General features: G+C 55.9%; 18 protein-coding genes. 12 read left to right on the top strand and 6 right to left on the bottom strand.

What is annotated here, in order from left to right; translation table 11 throughout:
• Window positions 1–41: 41 nt before the first annotated feature.
• The 4 genes from PJL69_RS16665 (at window position 42) to PJL69_RS16650 (ending at window position 6137) form a co-directional block, all read left to right on the top strand.
• A complete protein-coding gene (locus tag PJL69_RS16665) occupies window positions 42–1214 on the top strand; it encodes a penicillin-binding protein activator (RefSeq protein WP_441347504.1) in 1173 nt (390 codons plus the stop codon).
• Window positions 1174–3984, top strand: coding sequence for a [protein-PII] uridylyltransferase (locus PJL69_RS16660; protein ID WP_271310677.1), 2811 nt, complete (start codon window positions 1174–1176; stop codon window positions 3982–3984). Before PJL69_RS16665 ends, PJL69_RS16660 begins: the two co-directional genes overlap by 41 nt.
• Window positions 3981–5528 carry a murein biosynthesis integral membrane protein MurJ gene (gene murJ / locus PJL69_RS16655; protein WP_271310676.1) on the top strand — a complete coding sequence of 516 codons (1548 nt, stop codon included), beginning with the start codon at window positions 3981–3983 and terminating at the stop codon, window positions 5526–5528. The genes PJL69_RS16660 and murJ overlap by 4 nt, the downstream gene beginning before the upstream one ends.
• A gap of 78 nt (window positions 5529–5606) precedes the next feature.
• Window positions 5607–6137, top strand: a complete 531-nt coding sequence (locus tag PJL69_RS16650; RefSeq protein ID WP_271310675.1) for an HdeD family acid-resistance protein — start codon at window positions 5607–5609, stop codon at window positions 6135–6137.
• A 9-nt stretch (window positions 6138–6146) separates the two neighbouring features.
• Here the strand turns inward: PJL69_RS16650 and PJL69_RS16645 are convergent, their stop codons facing one another.
• Window positions 6147–6833 carry a rhomboid family intramembrane serine protease gene (locus PJL69_RS16645; RefSeq protein ID WP_271310674.1) on the bottom strand — a complete coding sequence of 229 codons (687 nt, stop codon included), beginning with the start codon at window positions 6831–6833 and terminating at the stop codon, window positions 6147–6149.
• Window positions 6834–6919: 86 nt separating this feature from the next.
• On the opposite strand from PJL69_RS16645, the gene trpS reads away from it, so the two are divergent.
• Window positions 6920–7960, top strand: a complete 1041-nt coding sequence (gene trpS, locus PJL69_RS16640) for a tryptophan--tRNA ligase (protein WP_271310673.1) — start codon at window positions 6920–6922, stop codon at window positions 7958–7960.
• 94 nt (window positions 7961–8054) lie between these two features.
• Here trpS and PJL69_RS16635 read toward each other — a convergent pair whose 3' ends face one another.
• A complete protein-coding gene (locus tag PJL69_RS16635; protein WP_271310672.1) occupies window positions 8055–8822 on the bottom strand; it encodes an IclR family transcriptional regulator in 768 nt (255 codons plus the stop codon).
• Between the two features lie 109 nt (window positions 8823–8931).
• On the opposite strand from PJL69_RS16635, the gene PJL69_RS16630 reads away from it, so the two are divergent.
• The 7 genes from PJL69_RS16630 to PJL69_RS16600 all read left to right on the top strand — a co-directional run bounded on the left by PJL69_RS16630 (window position 8932) and on the right by PJL69_RS16600 (window position 17662).
• Window positions 8932–10533, top strand: coding sequence for a GMC family oxidoreductase (locus PJL69_RS16630; RefSeq protein WP_271310671.1), 1602 nt, complete (start codon window positions 8932–8934; stop codon window positions 10531–10533).
• Window positions 10534–10649: 116 nt separating this feature from the next.
• Window positions 10650–11744, top strand: coding sequence for a TRAP transporter substrate-binding protein (locus PJL69_RS16625; RefSeq protein ID WP_271310670.1), 1095 nt, complete (start codon window positions 10650–10652; stop codon window positions 11742–11744).
• Window positions 11745–11832: 88 nt separating this feature from the next.
• A complete protein-coding gene (locus PJL69_RS16620) occupies window positions 11833–14145 on the top strand; it encodes a TRAP transporter large permease subunit (protein ID WP_271310669.1) in 2313 nt (770 codons plus the stop codon).
• A 29-nt stretch (window positions 14146–14174) separates the two neighbouring features.
• The gene (hisD, locus tag PJL69_RS16615; RefSeq protein WP_271310668.1) at window positions 14175–15482 is read left to right on the top strand and encodes a histidinol dehydrogenase; all 1308 of its coding nucleotides are present in this window, start codon (window positions 14175–14177) and stop codon (window positions 15480–15482) included.
• Entirely contained in the window at window positions 15475–16236 is a 762-nt protein-coding gene (locus tag PJL69_RS16610; RefSeq protein WP_271310667.1) for an SDR family NAD(P)-dependent oxidoreductase, read from the top strand. The genes hisD and PJL69_RS16610 overlap by 8 nt, the downstream gene beginning before the upstream one ends.
• The gene (locus tag PJL69_RS16605; RefSeq protein ID WP_271310666.1) at window positions 16233–17213 is read left to right on the top strand and encodes a zinc-dependent alcohol dehydrogenase; all 981 of its coding nucleotides are present in this window, start codon (window positions 16233–16235) and stop codon (window positions 17211–17213) included. The genes PJL69_RS16610 and PJL69_RS16605 overlap by 4 nt, the downstream gene beginning before the upstream one ends.
• A gap of 41 nt (window positions 17214–17254) precedes the next feature.
• The gene (locus tag PJL69_RS16600; protein ID WP_271310665.1) at window positions 17255–17662 is read left to right on the top strand and encodes a universal stress protein; all 408 of its coding nucleotides are present in this window, start codon (window positions 17255–17257) and stop codon (window positions 17660–17662) included.
• A 161-nt stretch (window positions 17663–17823) separates the two neighbouring features.
• Here the strand turns inward: PJL69_RS16600 and PJL69_RS16595 are convergent, their stop codons facing one another.
• The 4 genes from PJL69_RS16595 to PJL69_RS16580 all read right to left on the bottom strand — a co-directional run bounded on the left by PJL69_RS16595 (window position 17824) and on the right by PJL69_RS16580 (window position 22621).
• Window positions 17824–18621 (bottom strand): IclR family transcriptional regulator, encoded by a 798-nt coding sequence (locus PJL69_RS16595; RefSeq protein ID WP_271310664.1) that lies wholly within the window; start codon window positions 18619–18621, stop codon window positions 17824–17826.
• A gap of 102 nt (window positions 18622–18723) precedes the next feature.
• Window positions 18724–19680, bottom strand: a complete 957-nt coding sequence (locus PJL69_RS16590; RefSeq protein ID WP_271310663.1) for a substrate-binding domain-containing protein — start codon at window positions 19678–19680, stop codon at window positions 18724–18726.
• Between the two features lie 83 nt (window positions 19681–19763).
• Window positions 19764–21053 (bottom strand): ABC transporter permease, encoded by a 1290-nt coding sequence (locus PJL69_RS16585; RefSeq protein ID WP_271310662.1) that lies wholly within the window; start codon window positions 21051–21053, stop codon window positions 19764–19766.
• An 8-nt stretch (window positions 21054–21061) separates the two neighbouring features.
• The gene (locus PJL69_RS16580) at window positions 21062–22621 is read right to left on the bottom strand and encodes a sugar ABC transporter ATP-binding protein (RefSeq protein WP_271310661.1); all 1560 of its coding nucleotides are present in this window, start codon (window positions 22619–22621) and stop codon (window positions 21062–21064) included.
• Window positions 22622–22951: the final 330 nt, after the last annotated feature.

The raw sequence follows: 22951 nt of genomic DNA, 5'->3' as shown, positions 1-22951 counted from the left end.
TCAATCACGGGCGCGACCCCAACGGGAGTGGAGCTTTGCCAATTTTGTCTTTTCTTAAACCTGCCAAGCGCTTTGTAAAAGGGGCCGCGCTTAGTGCTGCGGTTCTTGCCATGGCAGCATGTGACCCGTCCAGCCTGAACACAGGCCAGCGTATTTCGCCAAGTGCTCCCGTTCCTGTTGCGTTGCTTGTGCCTGCCGGTTCAAGCAACTCTGGCGATGCCCTGCTGGCACAAAGCCTCGAAAACGCTGCGAAACTCGCAATTTCTGATTTGGATGGCGTACAGATTGACCTGCGCGTCTATGCGACTGCAGGCGATCCCGGTACGGCGCAGGCTGCGGCGCTTAAAGCCGTGGATGAGGGTGCAAAAATCATCCTTGGTCCAGTCTTTGGCGAAGCGGCAAATGCCGCGGCAACTGCTGTGGCCAGCAAAAACGTGAATGTGCTGTCCTTTTCCAACAACACAACCATCGCTGGCGGCAACCTTTTCGTCCTGGGGCCAACATTTGACAACACGGCAAATCGGCTGGTCGCCTATGCACGCGCGAATGGCAAAGATGGGATCATGTCCGTCTATGCGCAAAACAGCGCTGGTGAACTTGGCAACACCGCAATCAACAACGCAATTGCAGCGCAAGGTGCACGCGCTGCGGGGTCTGTCAGCTACGAATTCTCGCAAAAGGGCGTGGTCGCTGCGGTCAACGTGATCAAACAGACTGCCGAGCAGAATCTCGCAGATGCTGTGTTTCTGACATCCAATACCTCAGGTGCGCTGCCACTTCTGACGCAGCTGATGCCAGAAGCTGGGCTTGGTCCTGACACCACGCAGTTCATGGGCCTCACGCGCTGGGACATCCCGGCGCAAACCCTTGAACTGCCAGGCGTGCAGGGTGGCTGGTTCGCCATGCCCGATCCTGCTTTGACAGATCAGTTCCAAAGCCGGTATGCGCAAAGCTATGGTGGACTGCCACACCCGATTGGTGGATTGGCATATGATGGCATCGCGGCCATCGGTGCCCTTGTGAAAGCAGGCAATTCGGATGCGCTTACCTCTTCGGCACTGACACAAGGGGCTGGTTTTCAAGGCGTGAATGGCATTTTCCGCCTACGGAATGATGGAACAAACGAGCGCGGTCTGGCTGTTGCCACGATCCGTGACAAGAAGGTGGTGATCATTGACCCTGCCCCAACAAATTTTGCAGGCGCTGGCCTCTAACGCCGATAATCTCTTTCCAGCCCCGCCGAAAGCGGGGCTGATTTGTACACCAGACGACATCTTCCACTGCGCTGAAGTTGAGGAAGAATTGCGTGCAATCCTCTCCCAGGAGGGCAAGGAAACACAGCTCCGCAAAGAGCTGGTAACCCTGTTGATGGCCCGACGAAAAGCGGCCATGATCCAGATCGCTGCGTCCTTTCGCGAACGCCCACATGCGGCGCGCGCGATGACGCGATCATACTCTTGGTTGACGGATTGCCTGATCGCAGCGGCATTTCACGCGGCCACCCTGCGCTTTCATCCCCTGTCAAACCCAACAGAAGCAGAGCGCCTCTCGCTGTTTGCGGTTGGCGGTTATGGCCGGGGAGAAATGGCGCCCCAATCAGATGTCGATCTTCTGTTCCTGACGCCCTACAAAATCACCCCTTGGGCTGAGAGTGTGATTGAATCCATGCTCTACATTCTCTGGGATCTGCGCCTTAAAGTAGGACACAGCTCTCGCACGGTGAAGGACTGCCTGCGTTTGGGGCGCGAAGATTTCACCATTCGTACCGCACTCTTGGAAAATCGTTTCCTGCGCGGTTTTGAACCGCTCGCCGCCGAACTCAAAACACGTCTAGAAGAAGACCTGTTTCAAGGTACAGAACGCGAATTTATCGAAGCAAAACTCGATGAACGAGACGCGCGACATGTCAAACAGGGTCAACGCTATGTGGTCGAACCCAATGTGAAAGAGGGCAAGGGCGGGCTGCGCGATCTGCAAACGCTTTTTTGGATTGGCAAATATGTCTACCACATCTCTGACGTCTCCGAACTTGTCGCCAAAGAAGTCCTTCGAGAAGACGAGCTGAGCCGGTTTATTTCGGCTGAGGACTTTCTCTGGGCCGTACGCGGCCACCTGCACCTGATCGCTGGACGTCCGAGTGAGCAACTCACTTTCGATATGCAAGTCGAAGTTGCAGACAACATGGGCTACAGTGACAAAGGAGGGCGGCGCGCAGTTGAGCATTTTATGCAGGATTATTTCCGGCACACCACCTCCGTTGGCGATCTCACCCGCATCCTGCTCACGAAACTTGAGGCGATTCACGCCAAGGCCGAACCGCTTCTAGAGCGCATTTTCCGGCGTCGCCCACGCGTGAAAGCGGGCTACACCGTCACGCACAACCGCCTGGATGTTCCTGATGAGGCTGCATTTTTAGCCGACCCTCTCAATCTATTGCGCTTTTTTGAAGAGGCATTGCGCACGGGCATGCTCATCCATCCGGATGCAATGCGCCTGGTAACTGCCAACCTCCATCTGATTGATGAAACAGTGCGCGCGGACAAAGAGGCACAGCGCATTTTTCTTGGCCTGCTGCTTAAACATGGCAACCCGGAGCGCGCCCTACGCCGCATGAATGAGCTTGGCGTTTTGTCGGCATTTATCCCGGAGTTTGAGCCCATCGTCGCGATGATGCAGTTCAATATGTATCACGCCTATACTGTGGATGAACACACCATTCAGGTGATCTCAAATTTTGCGGAAATTGAGCGCGAAGAACTGCAATCTGAGCTTCCCCTCAGCTCCGAAATTCTGAAAAACGGCATAAATCGCAAGGTGATGATGGTTGCGATGCTCCTGCATGATATCGGCAAAGGCAGGGATATCGACCATTCGGTGCTTGGCGCTCAAATCGCGCGTAAAGTGGCCCCGGCACTGGGCCTCAACAAATCCGAAAGCGAAACCGTCGAATGGTTGGTGCGCTATCACTTGCTAATGTCCGATATGGCGCAGAAACGCGACATTGCTGACCCACGCACTGTGCGCGACTTTGCCAAAGCAGTGAAAACCGTAGACCGTTTGAACCTCCTCACGGTTCTAACGGTTTGCGATATTCGCGGCGTGGGACCTGATACGTGGAACAACTGGAAAGCCGTCCTGATCCGCGCGCTTTATGGTCAGACCAAACTCGTCCTTGAAAACGGGATGGAGGCAATCACACGCGAAAACCGCGGCGCGCAAGCGAAAAAACTGTTGCGCAAGGAACTTTCCGACTGGTCCCCCAAAGACCTGAAGAAAGAGACGGGCCGCCACTATGAACCTTATTGGCAAGGCTTGCACATCACGGCACACAAGGTGTTCGCAGCCCTGCTCCGCGATATCCCAGATGACGAGGTCCGTATCGACCTGCATCCGGATGATGATCGCGACGCCACCCGGGTCTGCTTTGCGATGGCGGACCATCCCGGGATCTTTTCCCGCATGTGTGGAGCATTGGCGCTTGTCGGCGCCAACATCGTGGATGCGCGCACATTTACGTCAAAAGATGGCTACGCCACGGCGGCTTTCTGGATCCAGGATGCCGAAGACAAGCCCTATGAAGCCGCGCGCCTGCCCCGCCTACGTCAGACGATTGAGAAAACTCTGGCCGGTGAAGTGGTGACAACAGAGGCGATTAAATCCCGTGACGTGATCAAGAAGCGCGAACGGGCTTTCAATGTTCCCACAACCATCACCTTTGATAACGAGGGCTCAGAGATCTACACCATCATCGAGGTGGACACCCGCGATCGCGCGGGCCTGCTGTTTGATCTCACGCGGACACTTGCAAATTCAAATGTATATATCGCCTCCGCCGTGATTGCGACCTTTGGTGAACAGGTAGTGGACACCTTTTATGTAAAAGACATGTTCGGCCTGAAATTTCACGCAGACAACAAACAAAAGGCACTTGAGAAAAAACTACGCGACGCGATCAAAATTGGCGCAGAAAGGGCCAACGCATGACGCCGATCCGCCTGATGCGCGGCTTTATGACTGTTGGGTTTTGGACCTTGGCGAGCCGCATCCTCGGTTTTGCACGCGAAATCCTGTTGTTAGGGCTGATCGGTCCAGGTCCCGTTATGGATGCCTTTGTCGCCGCGTTCCGCCTCCCCAATATGTTTCGCCGTTTCTTCGCCGAAGGCGCATTCAACGCCGCGTTTGTGCCGATGTTTTCCAAACGATACGAAGGCAAAGAAGATCCGGAAGGCTTTGCAAGTGATGCGTTAAGTCTGCTGGCGGCAGCAGTGCTTGGCCTCACCGCGCTTGGTATGATTTTCATGCCCGCACTCGTTTGGCTCACGGCAGAGGGTTTCGTGGGTGATGGGCGTTTCGACCTTACTGTCAGCTATGGGCGTATTGTTTTCCCCTATATCCTGTGCATGTCGCTAGCCGCGCTGTTTTCCGGTGTTCTGAATGCCACCGGGCGGTTCGCAGCGGCCGCCGCGGCCCCAACTTTGCTCAATATTCTGATCATTCCCGCGTTGCTGATCGGACATTGGATCGGTGGTGAAGTTGTTTTATGGCTGATTTGGACAATCCCGGTTGCCGGAATTCTGCAGCTTGCGCTGGTCTGGACGGCAACCCGCAAGGCGGGCCTGAAAATTCGGCTTAAACGCCCCCGCTACACCTCAGACATGTCTGAAATGGTGCGTATTGCTGTACCTGCGGCTCTGGCAAGCGGCGTCGTACAAATTAACCTGATGGTCGGTCAAATTGTGGCCTCTGACACCACAGGCGCCTTGGGCTGGCTCTACGCCGCTGATCGCCTCTATCAGCTGCCGCTTGGTGTGATTGGCATCGCGGTCGGCATCGTTTTGCTGCCGGATCTTTCCCGCCGCCTCAAAGCCAACGACGATGAAGGTGCGCGCTATGCCTTTTCGCGTGCGGGTGAATTTTCCATGTTCCTGACAATCCCTTGCGCAGTGGCATTTTTGGTGATCCCACTGCCGTTGGTTTCGGTGCTGTTTGAACGTGGTGCAACCGGCGCAGACGACAGCGCAGCCATCGCCGTCGCACTTGCGATCTATGCCGTTGGCCTGCCAGCCTTTGTGCTCCAGAAATTGCTTCAACCACTCTTCTTCGCACGCGAAGACACAAAACGCCCATTTCGATACGCAGTTTGGGCCATGGTGATCAATGCTGTTTTGGCTGTTGGTCTTTCCCCCTATCTTTCATGGCTCGCTCCTGCGATTGCAACAACCGTCGCCGCATGGGTCATGGTGTTTCAGCTTGCTTTTGGCGCACGTATATTCGGAGACGTCGCGCGCTTTGACGACAGATTGAGGCGCCGTCTTTGGCGCATATGTATTGCAGCCACTGTCATGGGCGGCGCGCTCTGGTGGCTTTCGGTGATCTTCACACCCTGGCTTGGCACAGAGGGGTGGCGCTACCTTGCTCTCGGCCTTCTTGTCGTACTCAGCGGTTCGATCTACGCCTTGGTTGGCCGAGTGATCGGCGCTTTTGACATGCAGGACCTTCGAAGCGCAGCAAAGCGCGGCAAAGGCTGATGTTTTAAAGATAAACGGTTGCTTACGCCCGCGCACTCGCCCTTAGATGGATCCATAGATTTATGTATGGAGTGGGAAATGAAAAATTCTGTCCTATTGATGATTGTTGGCGTATTGGCCATCGTTCTGGGCATTGTTGCGCTGGTGTATCCGTTTGCGGCCTCAATCACAGCCACCTTGTTCGTGGCCTGGAGTTTTGTGATCATGGGGTTGCTACAGGTCTTCGCCGCGTTCAGAGCTGAGACAACTGGCGCGAAAATTGTGGGGAGCCTTTTGGGCCTCATCGCCACAGTGATTGGTGTTCATATCATCGGTGAGCCGCTCAAAGGCCTACTATCGCTGACACTGATCGCCGGGATCCTGTTCCTTGTCTCCGGTGCGTTCAAATTGGGCTTTGGTCTTTTGAATTTCCAAGGCAGCGCCCGCTTGGCCCTCGTGCTCTCAGGCGTGATCTCAGTCGCCCTCGGCTTAATGGTTTTGAACAATTTCCCGCAGTCCGCGACGGTTCTGCTCGGTGTGCTTCTCGCCATTGAACTTTTGTCCAACGGCGTCAGCGCACTGGCATTGGGGCTCGCTGTTCGCAAAATCGACAGCGAAAACCCCGCTTAGAATGCGCCTCTACTGGCGGCGGATTTTTTCCACGATGCGCTGCCAGCCACCCGGTGTGAGAACAAAAGATATGGCAAACCCTGTGCCAAATCCGATCACATCCGCAACCCAATCTGGCGCTCCGCCAAAGATGAGGCCAAAGATCAGCTGAATCCCCACAAGCATGCCAATGAGCGAAAACGCGCGTGCCTGTGGCGCGCCAACTGCGCCGAGCCGGGTCCACATCAAAAAAGTAAATGCGCCAATCAGGCCATAGACCCCGGGATAGCTCCCGAGCAGCGGGATCTCGCTGTCCAAAACCACAGCATAGCCAAAGGCCCCGATCACACCGGACAACAGGAAAATCGCGAGTGTCGCCCAACCAGAAAACACTTCCCCAACCATTTTGCCCATCGCCAGAAGCAAAACACCGCCAAACAGCGCGTGTGTGAAATTTCCGTGCACAAACAAATAGCTCACAAATCGAACAACATGTTCCATCGGCCAATTGCCGGTGGTTACCATCCAGTCATAAATTTCTGCGGAAAATGCATAGCGTTGAATGGTTTCAAGCCGCCAACCCACTGCGGTAGGCCCGCCCAGTATCCCCTTGGAGCCGAGCCACAACACGGCCTCCACCCCTGCCAGAATCAGGAACAATGCCGTCACAACGGGCGGCAGTGGGTTGATGGGGCTTTGATCGTCGGGATGTGACATGCCTGTACTCCTTGCCCGTCCTTCTTGACGGGGTTTGACACCGTAGGTAAGCCAAGCGCGTTAACAAATCCAGACGGAGTATTCCTATGAACGAGGCGGTCCAAACGTCCTCCACCTTTACCCCACGCGTCTTTTCCGGGATTCAACCCTCGGGCGGCCTGACGCTGGGCAATTACCTCGGTGCAATGAAGCGCTTTGTCGATATGCAGGATGCGGGCTCTCATGAGACCGTCTATTGCATGGTCGACCAGCACGCGATCACAGCAAAGCTCTTGGACCCAGCCACGCTGGCGGCCAACACCCGCGAGCTCTGCGCAGGCTTTATTGCGGCGGGCATCGACCCTGCAAAGTCGATCCTGTTCAACCAGAGTCAGGTTGCCGAACACGCGCAATTGGCATGGATCTTCAACTGTATCGCCCGCATGGGTTGGATGCAGCGCATGACACAATGGAAAGACAAAGCTGGAAAAAACGCACAGAACCAATCTCTTGGCCTGTTTGCTTACCCGGCTCTTATGGCGGCTGACATTCTCGTATATCACGCCACTCACGTGCCTGTCGGTGAGGATCAGAAACAGCATCTGGAGCTGACCCGTGACATCGCGCTGAAGTTCAACCATGACTACGGTGTAGACTTCTTCCCGGTGACGGAGCCTGTGATCGAAGGCGCAGCCACCCGCGTTATGTCATTGCGTGATGGCTCAAAGAAAATGTCCAAATCTGACCCCTCTGATGCCTCCCGCATCAACATGACGGATGATACGGACACCATCGCCAAGAAAATTCGCAAGGCGAAAACCGATCCAGAAGGCCTGCCTTCTGAAGCCAAAGGTCTGGAAGACCGCCCAGAGGCGCGCAATTTGGTGAATATATACGCCGGTCTGTCTGAGCAATCTGTCGAACAGGTTCTCGCGGATGTGGGTGGCAAACAATTTTCTGAATTCAAGCCAATGCTGTCAGAGCTGGCGGTTGAGAAGCTTGCGCCAATCTCCACCGAAATGGCACGGTTGATGCAAGACCAAGCAGAAATCGACAGAATCCTTGCCCACGGCGCAGGTCAAGCGCGTGAAATAGCTGCACCGATTTTGAAGAAAACCTATGAAATTGTCGGCATGGTCGGCGCCTGATCTCTGCGCCAAGTGAAACAGTTCAAAGCCCTGCACAAACGTGCGGGGCTTTTCCTTTTGCGCGTTGTGCACGTCTGAGATGTGCCTGAAACGCCTAGTGCTCGCCAAAAAGCGCGACACTCAGCCGCTTGGCTGCTGTGTGCAAAACATCGACTTGCTTAACAGCCTCTGCGAGCACCACACGTTGCGTCGGCCCATGATAGGCAAGCGCGGCAACAAAGCGACCGGCCGGATCTTTCACAGGAACGGCCATCGCGACCATACCCTCTAAAAACTCCTCTTCATCAAAGGCATACCCACGACTTGCAATCAGCTCCAATTCGTCAAGAAGGGTATCTTGCGACGTATGTGTCGCCGGTGTCATCCGCTGTAAAGTAAGCGATGCAACACATTTTCTGCGTGCCGCCGGCGCAAGGCTGGCAAGGAAGCTTTTCCCGCTTGCCGTACAGTGAAACGGCACATGCGTGCCAATTGGCAGTTGAATACGAAACGCCCAATCCGTCTCGACACGATCCAAATAACTCATGCCCGCATCTTCCGGCACAACGTAATTCACGGTCTCGCCAATCTGATCTGCCACATCCAAGAGGATCTGGCGTCGTGCGATGTGGTCACGCGAATTGTACAGCAATCCAGCCCCCAACTCTCGCAACCGCCGCGCCACTTGAAACCGCCGCGAATTGCCTTGCCGCGTCAAAAATCCAGTCTGCTCCAGCGTTGCGCACAACCGATGCACTGTCTGTTTGGGCAAGCCCAGCGCTGTGTTGATCTCCGTCGCGCTCATAGCCCGATCGCTGCGACCCAGCACTTCCAAGATCATCAACGTGCGTAAATTGGTTGGTATACGGTCAGTCTCGGTCATCTTTCCCTTAGGTAAGAAAGGTTCTTGATTTGTCGGTGAATCATTGTAGCGTCAATAATTGAGCAAAAAACAAGACAAAAAGTCTCATTTTTTGATCTTTGGAGGCAATTTGGAGTTTGATTACGTCGTTGTAGGGGCCGGCTCGGCCGGATGCGCTCTCGCCAATCGGCTTTCAGCTGATGGGCGGCATAACGTTGCCTTGATCGAAGCCGGACCACGCGACACCAATCCTTGGATCCACATTCCCGTCGGATATTTTCGAACCATGGGCAATCCCGGAACCGACTGGTGCTATCACACCTCCCCGGATCCGGGCATCGCAGGTCGCGGCATTCCGTGGCCTCGCGGGCGTGTGCTGGGGGGCTCAAGCTCCATCAATGGTTTGCTCTATGTGCGCGGCCAGCCACAAGACTATGATGGCTGGGCGCAACTGGGGTGCACAGGCTGGTCATGGGAAGACGTCCTGCCCTATTTCCAGCGCTCAGAACGGTGGGAAGGACCAGATCATTCCGGGTTGCGTGGCACGTCAGGTCCGCTTTCGGTGCAAAACTCACGCCTCACACGTGACGTGGTCGATCGTTGGATCGATGCCGCCGAGGCCGCAGGCTACCAGCGAAACCCAGACTACAACGGCGCAGATCAAGAAGGCGTTGGGTATTTTCAACTTACAATGCGCGGGGGGCGGCGGTGTTCCTCGGCGGTGGCCTACCTCGGCCCAGCGCGCCACCGACACAATCTTGAAATTCTCACAAACGCCCAGACAGAGAAAGTTCTCCTCGCCAATGGTCGTGCGACCGGCGTACGCGTGCGCATCAACGGCGAACCAACAACCATAACCGCGCTGGGTGAAGTTATCTTAAGCGCTGGCGCAATCGGCTCGCCGCATATCCTCATGCTTTCTGGGATCGGTGATCCCGAGACCTTGAAACCGCACGGCATACCGACCCAAACCGCTCTGCCAGGTGTCGGCAAAAACCTGCAAGACCATCTGCAAGCCCGCCCGGTTTTCAAAACCCGCCTCAGCACAATAAATGTTGAGACCAACAATATTATCAAGCAGGCCGCAATTGCGCTGCAGTATGCGGCAACCCAGCGCGGCCCTATGACAATGGCGGCGAGCCTTGGCACCGGTTTTTTGAAAACTGCGGCGCATCTAGAAACACCTGATATCCAATTTCACATCCAGCCCTTTAGTGCGGACAGTCCGGCAGAAGGCCCCCATAAATTCTCTGCTTTCACGGCGTCCGTCCTGCAACTGCGCCCGGAAAGTGCGGGCCATTTGGAGCTGAAGTCGGCCAAAATGGACGACCACCCAGCCATCCACCCCAATTATCTGGCCACCGATACAGATTGCCAAACCATCGTCAAAGGCATTCAGATCGCACGCAAAATTGCACAAACTGAACCGCTTAAGTCGCACATCATAGAAGAACATGCACCTGGGCGCGACATCGCCTACGATGATGAAGCTGGCACGCTGGAATGGGCGCGCAAAACGGCAGTGACCATCTATCACCCCACAGGCACCTGTAAGATGGGCAACGATCCTCTTGCCGTTGTGGACGCCCGTCTGCGCGTACGCGGCATCGACAGACTGCGCGTGGCCGACGCCTCCATCATGCCCCGTATCGTCAGCGGCAACACCAACGCCCCCGCCATTATGATCGGCGAAAAGGCCAGCGACCTCATCTTAGAGGACGTCACCCCATGACACAGTTTTCAAAAGAGGAAGGGCAACATGCCAACAAAGACACCGCCAGGTTAAAGCCTTCGGCCTTGGTGAGACAAAAACAAGTCCAGGAGGCAAACATCTAGGGAGGAACTAAAATGCTGAATTTGAAATCCATTGCGGTGGGCGTTGCGACCTTCGCCCTGACCGCATCAGCGGCGTTTGCAGAAACGGTGATCCGGGTACAATCCGTGATCCCGGCACAGGCAGACGAAGTGACAATGCTAAATGAGTTTGCCGCCGATGTGGCCGCTCTGACAAATGGATCTGTGAAGATCGAAGTTCTGCCCGCAGGAGCAGTTGTGGGTGTGCGTGAAACGCTAGATGCCGTTGACAGCGGCCTGATCGAGGGGGGCTTTGCCTGGACCCACTATTGGGGCGGTAAGCACCCTGCAGCCAACCTCTTTGGGGCCCCAATCGCGGGCGCAGGTGTTGGACTGGACAACATCGCTTTCATGTCTTGGTTTCAATATGGCGGCGGTAAAGAGCTCTATGACCGCCTCTGGGACGAAATGGGGGTAAACGTCAAAGGGTTCATGCTGCAACCGGTTGGCCCTGAAGCGCTTGGGTGGTTCCCAGAACCGATTGCCTCCATGGACGACTTCCGCAAGCTGCGCTTCCGCGCCCCTCCCGGCATGGTTGGGAAAGCTTACAGCGATATCGGCGTGGCGGCCGTTGCTATGGGCGGTGGAGACATCTTGCCCGCACTTGAGAAAGGCACAATTGACGCCGCTGAATGGTGCTGCCCCAAGCCAGACTCCGTCTTTGGCTTCCAGAAAGTGCTGAAACACTACTACCTGCAGGGTCTGCATCAGGTGGTTGTGAACGCAGACCTCTACATCAATGGCGATGTCTATGAGGGTCTCACAGATACAGAGAAAAAAGCCCTGGAAGTGGCGGCCAATGCCTCCCTGTCAAAGGCAATGTCATACCGCATTTTTGAGAACGGCAAGGCGCTCAAGGATCTGACAGAAAACCACGGCGTGCAACTGCATGATACCCCAACGGACTATTTCAGCGAATATATGACCGCGGCGCAGGCGTCCCTTGAGGCAGCGGCGGCTGAAAATGAATTTTTCGCCGAAGTCTGGCAGTCCCAAAAAGACTTTGCCGAAATCGCAGTTCCGTTCTGGGCAGGGGCGCAGACTTCAAACGCAAACCTCGGAAAAGCGTTTGCTGACAGCCTGAAATAAACCTGCATTACACCTTGGTCTGCCCCAAGCCGCTCGGGGCAGACCAACACCGATAAAACACAAATACTTTTCAACGGGGACGTGCCAGATGGCCGAAGAGGTGACACCAGACGAGCTCGACATCACCGATGAGCTGATCGCTGAAAGGCGCACAGAACAACCAGGTGAGACGCCAGAAGACATGACGCCGTGGCAGCGACCGATCACTGCGGCAATCGATATCCTGAACATGTGGGCGGGGCGGCTGATCTGCCTTCTGATGCTGCCACTGATCCTCGCGATCGTGTTTGAAGTGGTCTCACGCAATCTGTTTGCGATCCTCACGCAAAACGGCATGCACAGTGTCGCAACCGCTTGGGGGCTTGGCCCGACGCTGTGGGTCTATGACATCAGCCGCATGATTGGCGGCGTGCTGTTCATGGCCGCTGCAGGCTACGCGCTGTTGCGCGGGGTGCATATACGCGCCGACTTTCTCTATCGCACGTGGTCCCCCAAGACGCAGGCCACAGTCGATGCGACGCTCTACATGGCCTTCTACCTGCCCGCGATGCTGTTTTTTACATGGGTTTCAACAGAATACTGGCTGAAGGCTTTTCTGGTGAATGAAACCGCAGCAGACAGCACATGGGCCCCGATTTTATGGCCCGCGCGTCTTGCCATGCCAGTTGGCGCCGCACTGCTGTTTCTGCAAGGTTTCCCGGAACTCTTCCGCGCCTTTCACCAGATGGGAAAAGAGCGTGAACGGATCTTCCTGCGGATCTTACCGTTTTATGCCATTGTTCTCACGGTCGTCACCGTGGGAGTGTTCTTCCCCGATGTACTGCCGCTTGGTGATGTCTGGGAAAGCATTTTTGGCAGCGGGCCGGGCATCGACAAACCCACCATCGGCCTCATCATGCTTGCCGTGATGCTGTTTGCCATCTTTGTGGGCTTCCCAATTTCCTTCACCCTAATCTTCCTCGGTTTTGTCTTCGGCACATGGGGCGCGAATTTCAAACTCGCCACCTTCCTGATGACGCTGCAAACCAACTCGGTGATGCTCTCTGATCAACTGGTCGCGGTGCCCCTCTTCATTTTCATGGGCATCGTGATGGAACAGGCCGGCCTGATGGAGCGGCTCTTCCAAGCGGTGCAGATGATGATGAGCCGTACCCGCGGCGCCCTCTTCATCGCGGTGCTGTTTGTGTCCACTATCTTCGCCGCCGCAACCGGCATTGTGGGCGCATCGGTCACGATCCTCGGCATTATGGCCGCCCGTACGATGAACAAGTCCGGCTATGATGTGCGCCTCGCCGCAGGCACCATCACAGCAGGTGGCACATTGGGCATTCTGATCCCGCCCTCCATCATGCTGATTGTGATGGGACCTGTGCTCGAAGTGCCAGTGACCGACCTCTTCCGCGCCGCCATCATCCCCGGGATAATGCTCGCCGGACTGTACCTACTTTATTCGCTGGGCCGTTGTTGGCTGAACCCGGATCTCGGCCCCATCCTGCCTCCAGAAGAACAGCCTGAAACATCTCCATACTACCTGCTCGAAGTCGTTCTGGTGATGGCCTCGTTGGTTTTCTTGATCTGGCTCATCACCCGTGGCCTTGTAGAGGGATTCGGCTTTCCGCTCGGCGCGTTGGTGGTGCCCTGCGCGTGGATTGGAGTGATGTTTGCCGTCTACGGCTGGCTCAACAAAACCCGACCGGGAGGATTTTACTTTTCTGAACTTTGGTATGAATTCTTCATGGGGCTTGTGCCACCCACGGTGCTGATTGCCTTCGCACTCGGATCCATTCTCGCGGGCTGGGCAACACCAGCTGAAGCCTCTGCCTGCGGCGCGTTCGGCGCGATTGTACTGTCCGTACTGTACCGCAAATTCACGATCCCCGGTCTCTATGAGGCCCTTCTGAAAAGCCTGGAAATCACAGTGCTCATCATGTTTTTGGTGGCCGCCTCAAATTTCTTTGGCGCCGTCTTCTCCAACCTTGGCACGCCAAAGATGTTGACCGAGCTTCTCTTGTCGCTCGACATGAGCCCCGTGCTCATCCTCATGTTGATTATGGCCCTGATCTTCCTGCTGGGGTGGCCTCTGGAATGGGTGCCCATCGTGCTGATCATTGTGCCCATCCTGATCCCCACAGTCACCTCGCTTGATCTGGGCTTTGAAAACACCAATGATCTGCTGGTCTGGTTCGCGATCTTGGTAGCCGTAAACCTGCAAACAGCCTGGCTCAGCCCGCCTGTGGCGCTCTCTGCCTACTTCTTGAAAGGCGTCGTGCCGGAATGGGACCTGCGCGACATCTATTTCGGCATGATGCAGTTCATGGTGATCCAATTGATCGGCCTCACCCTGATCTTCCTCTTCCCCCAAATCGCTCTCTGGCTGCCCAATTTCATCTACGGTCAATAACCCTGCTTGCGCACAAAAGGACATCGTCTATGGCCCGAACCTATCTGAAGAAAGCAACGCTGACCCCGAAGTCCGATGCCTCGGATGTGCATGAAACGGTCAAGACAATCCTCAATGACATCGAAACGGGTGGCGATGCTAAGGCGCTGGAATATGCGGCCAAATTTGACAAATACGATGGCCCAACCCTGATGACACAGGCTGATGTTGATCACGCATCTGAACTGGTGCCTGACAAACTCAAAGACGACATTCTGTTTGCCTACGACAATGTGCGCCGCTTTGCCGAAATGCAGAAACGCACGGTAAAAAGCTTTGAAACCGAATTGATCCCGGGCTTTATCACCGGCCAAAAAGCGATCCCGGTGGATGCGGCTGGCTGCTACGTCCCCGGCGGGCGCTACAGCCACATTGCCAGCGCGATCATGACCGTCACCACCGCCAAAGTTGCCGGATGTCGCCACATCACCGCCTGCTCCCCTCCACAGCCCGGCGTGGGTGTGGCCCCAGCCATCGCCTATGCCGCCCATATCTGCGGCGCTGATCGTATTCTGGCGATGGGCGGCGTTCAGGGGGTTGCTGCCATGACCTTCGGCCTCTTTGGTCTGCCCAAAGCCAATATCCTCGTCGGCCCCGGCAACCAGTTCGTGGCTGAGGCCAAACGCATCCTCTTTGGCCGCGTGGGCATCGACATGATCGCCGGTCCGACAGACAGCCTGATCCTGGCAGATGGCACCGCCGACCCCCACATCGTCGCAACCGATCTCGTCAGTCAGGCAGAGCATGGCTACAATTCACCGGTGTGGCTCGTCACCGATGATCGCGCCTTGGCCGAAGAGGTGCTGACCCGCGTCCCCGATCTGATTGCCACTCTGCCAGAGGTGAACCGCGACAACGCCTCCGCCGCTTGGCGCGACTATGCAGAGGTCATTCTCTGCGCCAACCGCGAAGACATGGCCGCAACTTCCGATGAATACGCCCCAGAGCACCTCACAGTACAAGCCGCAGAACCTGATTGGTGGCTCGACCGCCTCACCTGTTATGGCTCGCTGTTCTTGGGCGAAGAAACCACAGTCTCTTACGGCGACAAGGCCGCCGGCACCAATCACGTGTTGCCCACATCTCGCGCCGCCAGCTACACAGGCGGGTTGTCTGTGCACAAATACATGAAAATCGTAACCTGGCAGCGGGCCACGCGTGAGGGATCAAAACCTGTTGCAGAGGCCACAGCGCGCATCTCACGCCTTGAAGGCATGGAAGGACACGCCCGCGCCGCCGACGCGCGCCTCGCAAAATACTTCCCAGGCGAAAACTTCGACCTCTCTGCCAATGGATGATCCCCGTGTGCTTTTTGATCTGACGGGCAAAACGGCCTGTGTCACGGGCGCCAGTTCTGGCCTTGGACGCCGCGCGGCGATTGCACTCACTGCCGCTGGCGCTAATGTCATTGCCGTCGCCCGTCGCAAACCAGAACTCCTCTCACTGATCGAAGAGCTTGGCGAAAAGTCGGGTTTTGTTGCGTTTGATGTGACAAACCGTGACGGCCTCTCCAATCTCAGAAATGCAGTCTCTGCGCCCTTCGGCACACCCGATATCCTCGTCCATGCAGCAGGCATCAACACGCGGCAATCCGCAGATGAGGTCACCGCCGACGGCTGGGACAAAACCCTCGCTCTCAACCTATCGGCGCCCTTCTTTGTCAGCCAAGCCTTTGCGCCCGCCATGAAAGCCAAAGGATGGGGGCGGATTGTCAATTTTGCCTCTTTGCAAACCACGCGCGCCTTCCCGGGCGGAATTGCCTATGGAGCCACAAAGGCCGGAATTGCACAGCTGACCCGCGCGATGGCAGAAGCGTGGTCCTCTTATGGGATCAACGTGAACGCAATTGGCCCCGGCTTCTTTCCGACAGAGCTCACCCAACCCGTCTTTGAAGATCCAGACCGCGCTGCCCGCAATGCCGCCCAAACCTGCATTGGACGCAATGGACAGATGACAGACATCGACGGCCCCCTGTTGTTTCTTTGCTCTCACGCCTCGGCCTACGTGACAGGTCAGCTCCTTATGGTCGACGGAGGATATACCGCCAAATGAAAGCCCTCATCTACGACGCCCCCAAAACGCTTCGCTTTCAAGACGTCCCCATGCCCGCCATGCAGGAACGCGACACACTGATACGGGTGGAGGCCGTTGGCATCTGTGGCTCAGACATGCACGCCTTCTTGGGTCATGACAGCCGTCGCCCTGCCCCCTTGATCCTCGGTCATGAGGCAGCAGGCATCGTCGAAGAAGGCCCAGAGAAGGGCCGCCGTGTGACACTCAACCCCCTGGTGACTTGCCGAAATTGCGCGGCCTGTCATTCCGGGCGCGAGAACCTTTGCCCGCAACGACAGATCATTTCCATGCCACCGCGCGAAGGCGCCTTCGCACAATTTGTCGCGCTGCCTCCCGAAAATCTGGTCACTGTCCCGGATACATTCCCGCTTAGTAAAGCGGCATTGGCAGAACCGCTAGCGGTGGGATGGCACGCAGCGCGATTGGGGCTTGAAGCCCTGCATCCAGCCATGGAACCACGCGCATTGGTCATCGGAGGAGGTGCGATTGGGCTGGCCAGCTACCTCAGCCTGCGTGCCCAAGGGCTGCCAATGGTCGACATTGTTGAGCCGAACCCGGCCCGCGCCAAGTTCCTCAGCGACCATTGTACTGCACAGATCCTGCCGAAACCGGAACGAGCTGCACCGCTCATCATCGACGCGGTCGGTATCGCGGCCACACGCGCTGCGGCATCGGCGCACGTTGAACCCGGAGGCGTGGTCGCTCATATCGGCCTCGGAGAAGACTTGGGCGGTTTGGACATTCGACGCATGACGCTTCAGGAAGTGACCTTTATTGGCACTTACACCTATACCTCCCAGGATTTTCAAGACACCGCACAGGCACTTTTTGCCGGAGGTCTGGGATCATTGGAGTGGTTCGAAGAACGTACGCTCGAAACGGGTGTGCGCACATTTGAAGAGCTGCACGCAGGCACAGTGGCCGCGCCCAAAGTCATACTTACCCCTTGGAATTAAGCCCGATCTGAACACCAAGTGGCCGCAAACAGGAGATGGCAATGTACGATAAAATTCTCGTGCCCATGGCACTCAATCACGACATTTCACCCGAAACACTTGCAGCCGCCAAGGCGCTCTGTAAGCCCAGCGGTCAGATCATCGCTCTGCATGTCTACGAATCCCCGCACAGCATGGCGAAAGCCGCTCTCGGTGAAAAATTGCTGCAGCAGGGCTTTGAAACTGCCAAGGACCTATTGCGGGAAAAAACCGCATCCCATCCGGAGGTCAAACCGGTGATCGTCACCGGTCACAGCTATCGCACGATTGTGGAATACGCAGCAGACAACGACATCGGTTGCATTGTAATGGCGTCACATAAACCCGACTTGTCTGACTATCTGCTCGGCTCTACTGCCGCGCGGGTGGTGCGCCACGCATCCTGTTCGGTGCTTGTGTACCGCGCATAACCACTGTGACCGATCACGAGGCTGGCGCAATCTCAGCCCCCATGGCGGGAGCAGGGATAACTGCTTTGGAGTGGAAACAGGGCTTAGCTTTGGGACACTATGAGATGCAGTGGGGTCGATTAATCACACAACACACCCCATAAGAAGACCAAATCCAGTTCTTAGATGACTTCCTCAAAGACAGCCAAAAGAACCAGTTTCGCGCGAATGGCTTCTATGGTCTCTTTCAATGCGGCAACCACCGCACCAATTTCATTTGGGCGATCGCCGCTGCGGATCATAGGCACACTTAACGCGCCAACCACTTTTGTGCGACCTTTGGTCCAAAGCGGCGCAGAAATCTCCACGATCCCGGCATTCTCAGCATGGGAGAGAACACAGACATCCGTGCGCGCGCAGTCCTCGACATCCTTATCAAAAGGCGCATACGCACCTGCCGCGACAAACTCATCCATCGTGGCGAGTTTTTGCAGACGGGCATCTGCATCTGGCAAGCCCGCTAGGAAACACGCCCCAGCAGAAGACCCAAACACCGGCGCTTGCACCCCCTCGCTCAATGCAAGACTGTAAGAACCAGCCGCACTCGCAGCCGCACCAACCCGCATTTTACTGTCTTCAATGACCCATAAGTGATTGGATTGCTCAATTTTCTGGGAAAGCTGCGCCATCAAAGGGCGCGCAATATCAATCATCTGACCAGTCGGGTTTCGGACACCGCCAAGCTCACCCAGCTTTGGTGTAAGAAAAAACACATCCCCTTCGCCCCGGCAAATGTAGCCGCGCTCTTCCAGAACCACCATCATCCGAAAAATCTCGTTCTTTGAACGGCCAATGCCTTTGGCGATGTCTGCATGTGTCAGTGCGACACCGGGTCTCAGCGACAGAAGCTCCAAAATGTCCAACCCCTTCTCAAGGGCCGGTGCGGAGTATTTTTGCAGTCTGCTGATTGGCTCGGTCACGGCGGTCGCTAAGCTCAGGAATTTAAAGCAAGTTGCGCAGGAGCCATAAGCTCCTGCGCAGACTTTGTCGACCCTTGGGGGAGGTCAAGGGCCGCACGGGGATCACTTCAAGCCATTACGCTTAAGGATATCGTCGGCGTTTTCAGCGGTGACCGCTTCTGTGCCCATCACAACGGATTTTTCTACCTTTTCGCCCCCAAGATACGCCAGCGCCTGACGCAGCCCTTCGGCACCCGGAGTTGGGTAGAGGAATGTCGCGGCCAGTTCACCATTGGACACCCAAGTGACACCTTCACCTGGCAATGCATCTACGCCGATAAACAGGATGTCATCTGCGCGCCCTGCATCTTTGGCCGCCAGATAGGCGCCATAGGCCATCGGGTCATTGTGACCATACACCATGGAGATATCTTCATAGTTGCGCAGGGCTGTGGACATGATGTCATAAGCCTGATCCTGCTTCCAATCGCCCGACTGCTGATCGAGCAGGAATTTCACACCGGCTTCACCCTCAAACGCTTCATGGAAACCATTTGCGCGGTCGTGCGCCGCTTGCGTGCCAAGCCCACCCCAGATTTCGACGATGGTGCCGGACGCGCTGCCTTCACCACCGAGTTTGTCCAGTGCAAATTGCCCCGCCGCGCGGCCGATCAGCTCATTGTCACCACCGACCCACTGCACAAACTTATCCGTGTCCACGTTGCGGTCGAGAACAAACACAGGAATGCCCGCATCTGTGGCCTGTTCCACAACACCAGTCAGGCCCGCGGATTCTTTTGGCGAAATCAGGATCGCATCCACTTCCTGACGGATGAAGTTTTCTACATCCGCAACCTGCTTCTCGGTGCGGTCATTCGCATCCGCAATCAACAACTCCACATTATCATGCAGCGCCGCTTCCGCCCGCAGGTCTTTGTTGAACTGCACACGCCATGGTTCAACCGTTGTCACCTGTGAAAAGCCAATGACATAGTTGTCCGCTGCCAACAGCGCTGTCGCGCTGGTTGTAACTGCGAGCGCCGCAACGCATAGGCTCTTGCCGAAAGTTCTTCTTTGCATAATCTTCTCCCTTGTCATGGTTCAGCCAGTAGGCTGTTTGGCAAATGCCCTGATCTCCGGTCCTCCAAACTGCGAGGTCAAGGCTATTTCTCTCCACGGATCTTGCGTTTCACCGCAGAGAGGAATTCTTCGATCCGGCCTTCCTGCAACAGGACGGCGGCAATAATGATCACACCTTTCAGAATCAGCTGGGTGTTGCTGTCGATGTTGTTGAGCTGCAAAATATTGCTGAGGAAGCCAAAGATCAGCACCCCCACAAAGGTACCCAAGATCGCGCCACGTCCCCCCATCAAGCTAGTGCCACCGATCACCACAGCAGCAATCGCATCCAGCTCCAGCCCAAGGCCCGCATCCGGCTTGCCCTGCCGGAATTGCGCAACATAAAGAATGCCCGCCAGCGCCGACAGCCCGCCCGCAATCGCATAGGTCACAATGGTGTTGCGCTTCACATTGATCCCGGCCAGACGCGCCGCCTCCGCATTGCCGCCAATCGCCAGCAGATAGCTGCCAAAGGTGGTGAAACGCGTCAGCACAAAGAAGATCGCGAGAATGGCGAGGAAAAACAGCCCCGGCACCGGCACCACGCCCCACAGCAGGCTGCGCAGCACGTCAAATTCCTGCACGGCATTGCTGCCGGTATAGACCGGGTAAACCGCGGTATCCTGTCCAGCAATCACCCGCGCCAAACCAAGCGCCCCCACCATCATCGCCAGTGTCACAATGAAGGGCTGCAAGCGGCCATAAACGATCAGCGCGCCATTGAGTGTGCCCATGATGATGCCGACGCAAGGTACGGCAATCAGAACACCCATCACGCCGAACTTGTCATCAACCTGCAAGCCAAGCCACAACATCGCGGCCAGTGCCACCACCAGACCAATCGCCATGGAGGGCAACTTTGAGGGAACGCTTGGTTGATCTTTTGTACTTGCCGCACGCATCTGCGATTGCACAAAGAAAATCAGCGCAGCCACCGCAACAAACAAAATCACGCCGGTCGCAGGTACGGAAAACATGCTCGCAGCCGTCCAACCCGACTGGGTCAACAGCATTGCGCAGATGACTGTGCCAAGCGCCATTATCGACCCCACCGAAAGATCAATTCCAGCAATGAAAATCACCAGCGTCATGCCAACGGCAACAATACCTGTCACCGAAACCTGTCGTAGAATATCCGTCAGGTTGCCAAGCGACAGAAAGATATTGTTGCCCTTGGACGAGAGCGGCGAGGTCAACGCGCCAAACACGATCAGCGCCACAAGGCCCCAGTAAAGTTTTGTCTTGTCCAAAAGCTGTAACAGCCATTTTCGATCAGCCTTTGGCTCGACACTAGGCTTGGGAGTTGCAGGGGGACGGGCGTCTGTCATACTCATGTCTCGGCTCACGCTTGGTCAAATTGCATAGAAAGGTCTTTGATCGCGTCCACGGACATCTCGTCCCGCGTCAGCTCTCCAGCGACATGCCCGTCACAGAGCACGATCATGCGGTCACAAACCGCCATGAATTCAGATATTTCAGAGCTCGCAAACAATACTGAAATACCTTGATCTGCCAGTTGCCCAATCAGATCGTAAATCTCATCTTTCGCACCGATATCGATCCCGCGCGTCGGCTCATCCAAAAGTAAAATACTCGGCGATGTGGCCAACCATTTGCCAAGCACAACCTTTTGCTGGTTCCCCCCGCTCAAACGTCCCACAACGTGCTCCACACCGTTCGCCGCCACACGCAGTCGCGCAATCGCATCTTCGGCCTCTGCATTGCGCCGGTTTTTTGACAGCAGACCAAAGCGGGACTTCAACGGCAGCAAAGGCAAGATCACATTGTCCGCAATAGAGCGGTCAAGCAAAAGCCCGTTGCCTTTGCGATCCTCGGTAATCAACGCCAAACCATGACGTACAGCATCAGACGGGGTTGCCAGTCGCACGCTTTCGCCATGCACAAGGATCTCCCCGGCAAAGCTGTCACCGCGTGCCCCAAAAATCGTCTCAAGCAATTCCGTGCGACCAGCACCAAGCAGGCCACCGATACCAAGAACTTCTCCGCGCCGCAGATCGAAGGACACCTCGTCCAAAACTTGACGACCACCCGCCTTTGCACTCAGATTTCGCACCGACAAAACCGTCTCTGACACGGCAGGCGTCTGGCGGATCACCGGTTTGATTTCAACAGACCGCCCCACCATCATCTGGACCAGATCTTCAGGTGTCGTATCCGCCGCCAGCGTTGTGCCGATCATGTCACCATCACGCAAAACCGTGACCCGGTCAGAGATTTCAAAAACCTCATCCATGCGGTGAGAGATATAGACAATCGCCACACCCTGCTGCGCCAGATCGCGCACCACCTCCATCAGGATATCTGCTTCGGCCTGCGACAATGCACTGGTCGGCTCATCCATAATCAGAAGCCGCGCATCCATCAGCAAGGCCCGCGCAATCTCCACCAGTTGCTGTTCGCCAACCCGCAGGTCTTTCACCAGCGTGTCCACTTCCAGAGAGAAGCCAAACTTCTTCAGCGCCTTTTGGGCCGTTTCACGCAGCTTGCCGTTGTCCACCATGACACCGCCAATCATCGGCTCTTGGCCCAGCATGACATTCTGCGCGACTGTCATCTCCGGGATCAGGCTCAACTCTTGATGCATGATCACGATGCCACTCTCGTTGGCCTCAGCAGGCGAGTTGAACTGCACCTCTTGCCCATCGATTTCAATGGCCCCAAAGCTCTGCCCCTGCACGCCACTGATGATCTTCACCAGTGTGCTTTTGCCTGCGCCATTTTCGCCCATCAGTGTGTGGATCTCGCCACCTGAAATCTGAAGGCTCACATCACGCAGCACGCTCACCCCGGAAAATGATTTTCCAATCCCGTGAAGCTGCATTGTGATCTTGCTGTTCTGCGCTAGGAAATCCTCCTGCGCCAGCGTGGATGCTGGAATCATCCTCCTCCTCCCAAAGGCTGACGTTTCATATATAAAGCCACTTCATATCTGAAGTGTCAACGGATTTTTGACAGAAATAGCGCGGCAAGGGCAGATAGCTAGCGCTCTGACTGGCAGTCTCAAAGCGGAAAATTTCACGAGGTAAATCTTATCTAAATCATAGACTTAAAGACAGGTTTTCAAGTAGATCTTCGCGCCTTTTGCGCCGTGAGATCCAACATGCAGCATGTCAGGCACTTGGATCTTTACTCAGGGAGCGCAGGGATCATATCGCGGCTGCGACGCCCCAGACAGATCAACGGCACAAAGCCCGCCACTGCACGCTGCCTG

Source organism: Shimia sp. MMG029 (assembly GCF_027947445.1).
In the GTDB taxonomy this organism is placed as follows: Bacteria; Pseudomonadota; Alphaproteobacteria; order Rhodobacterales; family Rhodobacteraceae; genus Shimia.
The sequence above is the reverse complement of the archived record's forward strand: the minus strand, read 5'-3'. Positions and strand labels throughout refer to the sequence as shown.

Excerpts from the sequence above, each read along its gene's own strand:
- PJL69_RS16650 (WP_271310675.1), top strand. The coding sequence starts at position 5,607 with ATGAAAAATTCTGTCCTATTGATGATTGTTGGCGTATTGGCCATCGTT.
- trpS (WP_271310673.1), top strand. The coding sequence starts at position 6,920 with ATGAACGAGGCGGTCCAAACGTCCTCCACCTTTACCCCACGCGTCTTT.
- PJL69_RS16610 (WP_271310667.1), top strand. The coding sequence starts at position 15,475 with ATGGATGATCCCCGTGTGCTTTTTGATCTGACGGGCAAAACGGCCTGT.
- PJL69_RS16635 (WP_271310672.1), bottom strand. The coding sequence starts at position 8,822 with ATGACCGAGACTGACCGTATACCAACCAATTTACGCACGTTGATGATC.
- PJL69_RS16620 (WP_271310669.1), top strand. The coding sequence starts at position 11,833 with ATGGCCGAAGAGGTGACACCAGACGAGCTCGACATCACCGATGAGCTG.
- PJL69_RS16585 (WP_271310662.1), bottom strand. The coding sequence starts at position 21,053 with ATGAGTATGACAGACGCCCGTCCCCCTGCAACTCCCAAGCCTAGTGTC.
- PJL69_RS16645 (WP_271310674.1), bottom strand. The coding sequence starts at position 6,833 with ATGTCACATCCCGACGATCAAAGCCCCATCAACCCACTGCCGCCCGTT.
- hisD (WP_271310668.1), top strand. The coding sequence starts at position 14,175 with ATGGCCCGAACCTATCTGAAGAAAGCAACGCTGACCCCGAAGTCCGAT.
- PJL69_RS16600 (WP_271310665.1), top strand. The coding sequence starts at position 17,255 with ATGTACGATAAAATTCTCGTGCCCATGGCACTCAATCACGACATTTCA.
- PJL69_RS16580 (WP_271310661.1), bottom strand. The coding sequence starts at position 22,621 with ATGATTCCAGCATCCACGCTGGCGCAGGAGGATTTCCTAGCGCAGAAC.
- PJL69_RS16605 (WP_271310666.1), top strand. The coding sequence starts at position 16,233 with ATGAAAGCCCTCATCTACGACGCCCCCAAAACGCTTCGCTTTCAAGAC.
- PJL69_RS16625 (WP_271310670.1), top strand. The coding sequence starts at position 10,650 with ATGCTGAATTTGAAATCCATTGCGGTGGGCGTTGCGACCTTCGCCCTG.
- murJ (WP_271310676.1), top strand. The coding sequence starts at position 3,981 with ATGACGCCGATCCGCCTGATGCGCGGCTTTATGACTGTTGGGTTTTGG.
- PJL69_RS16590 (WP_271310663.1), bottom strand. The coding sequence starts at position 19,680 with ATGCAAAGAAGAACTTTCGGCAAGAGCCTATGCGTTGCGGCGCTCGCA.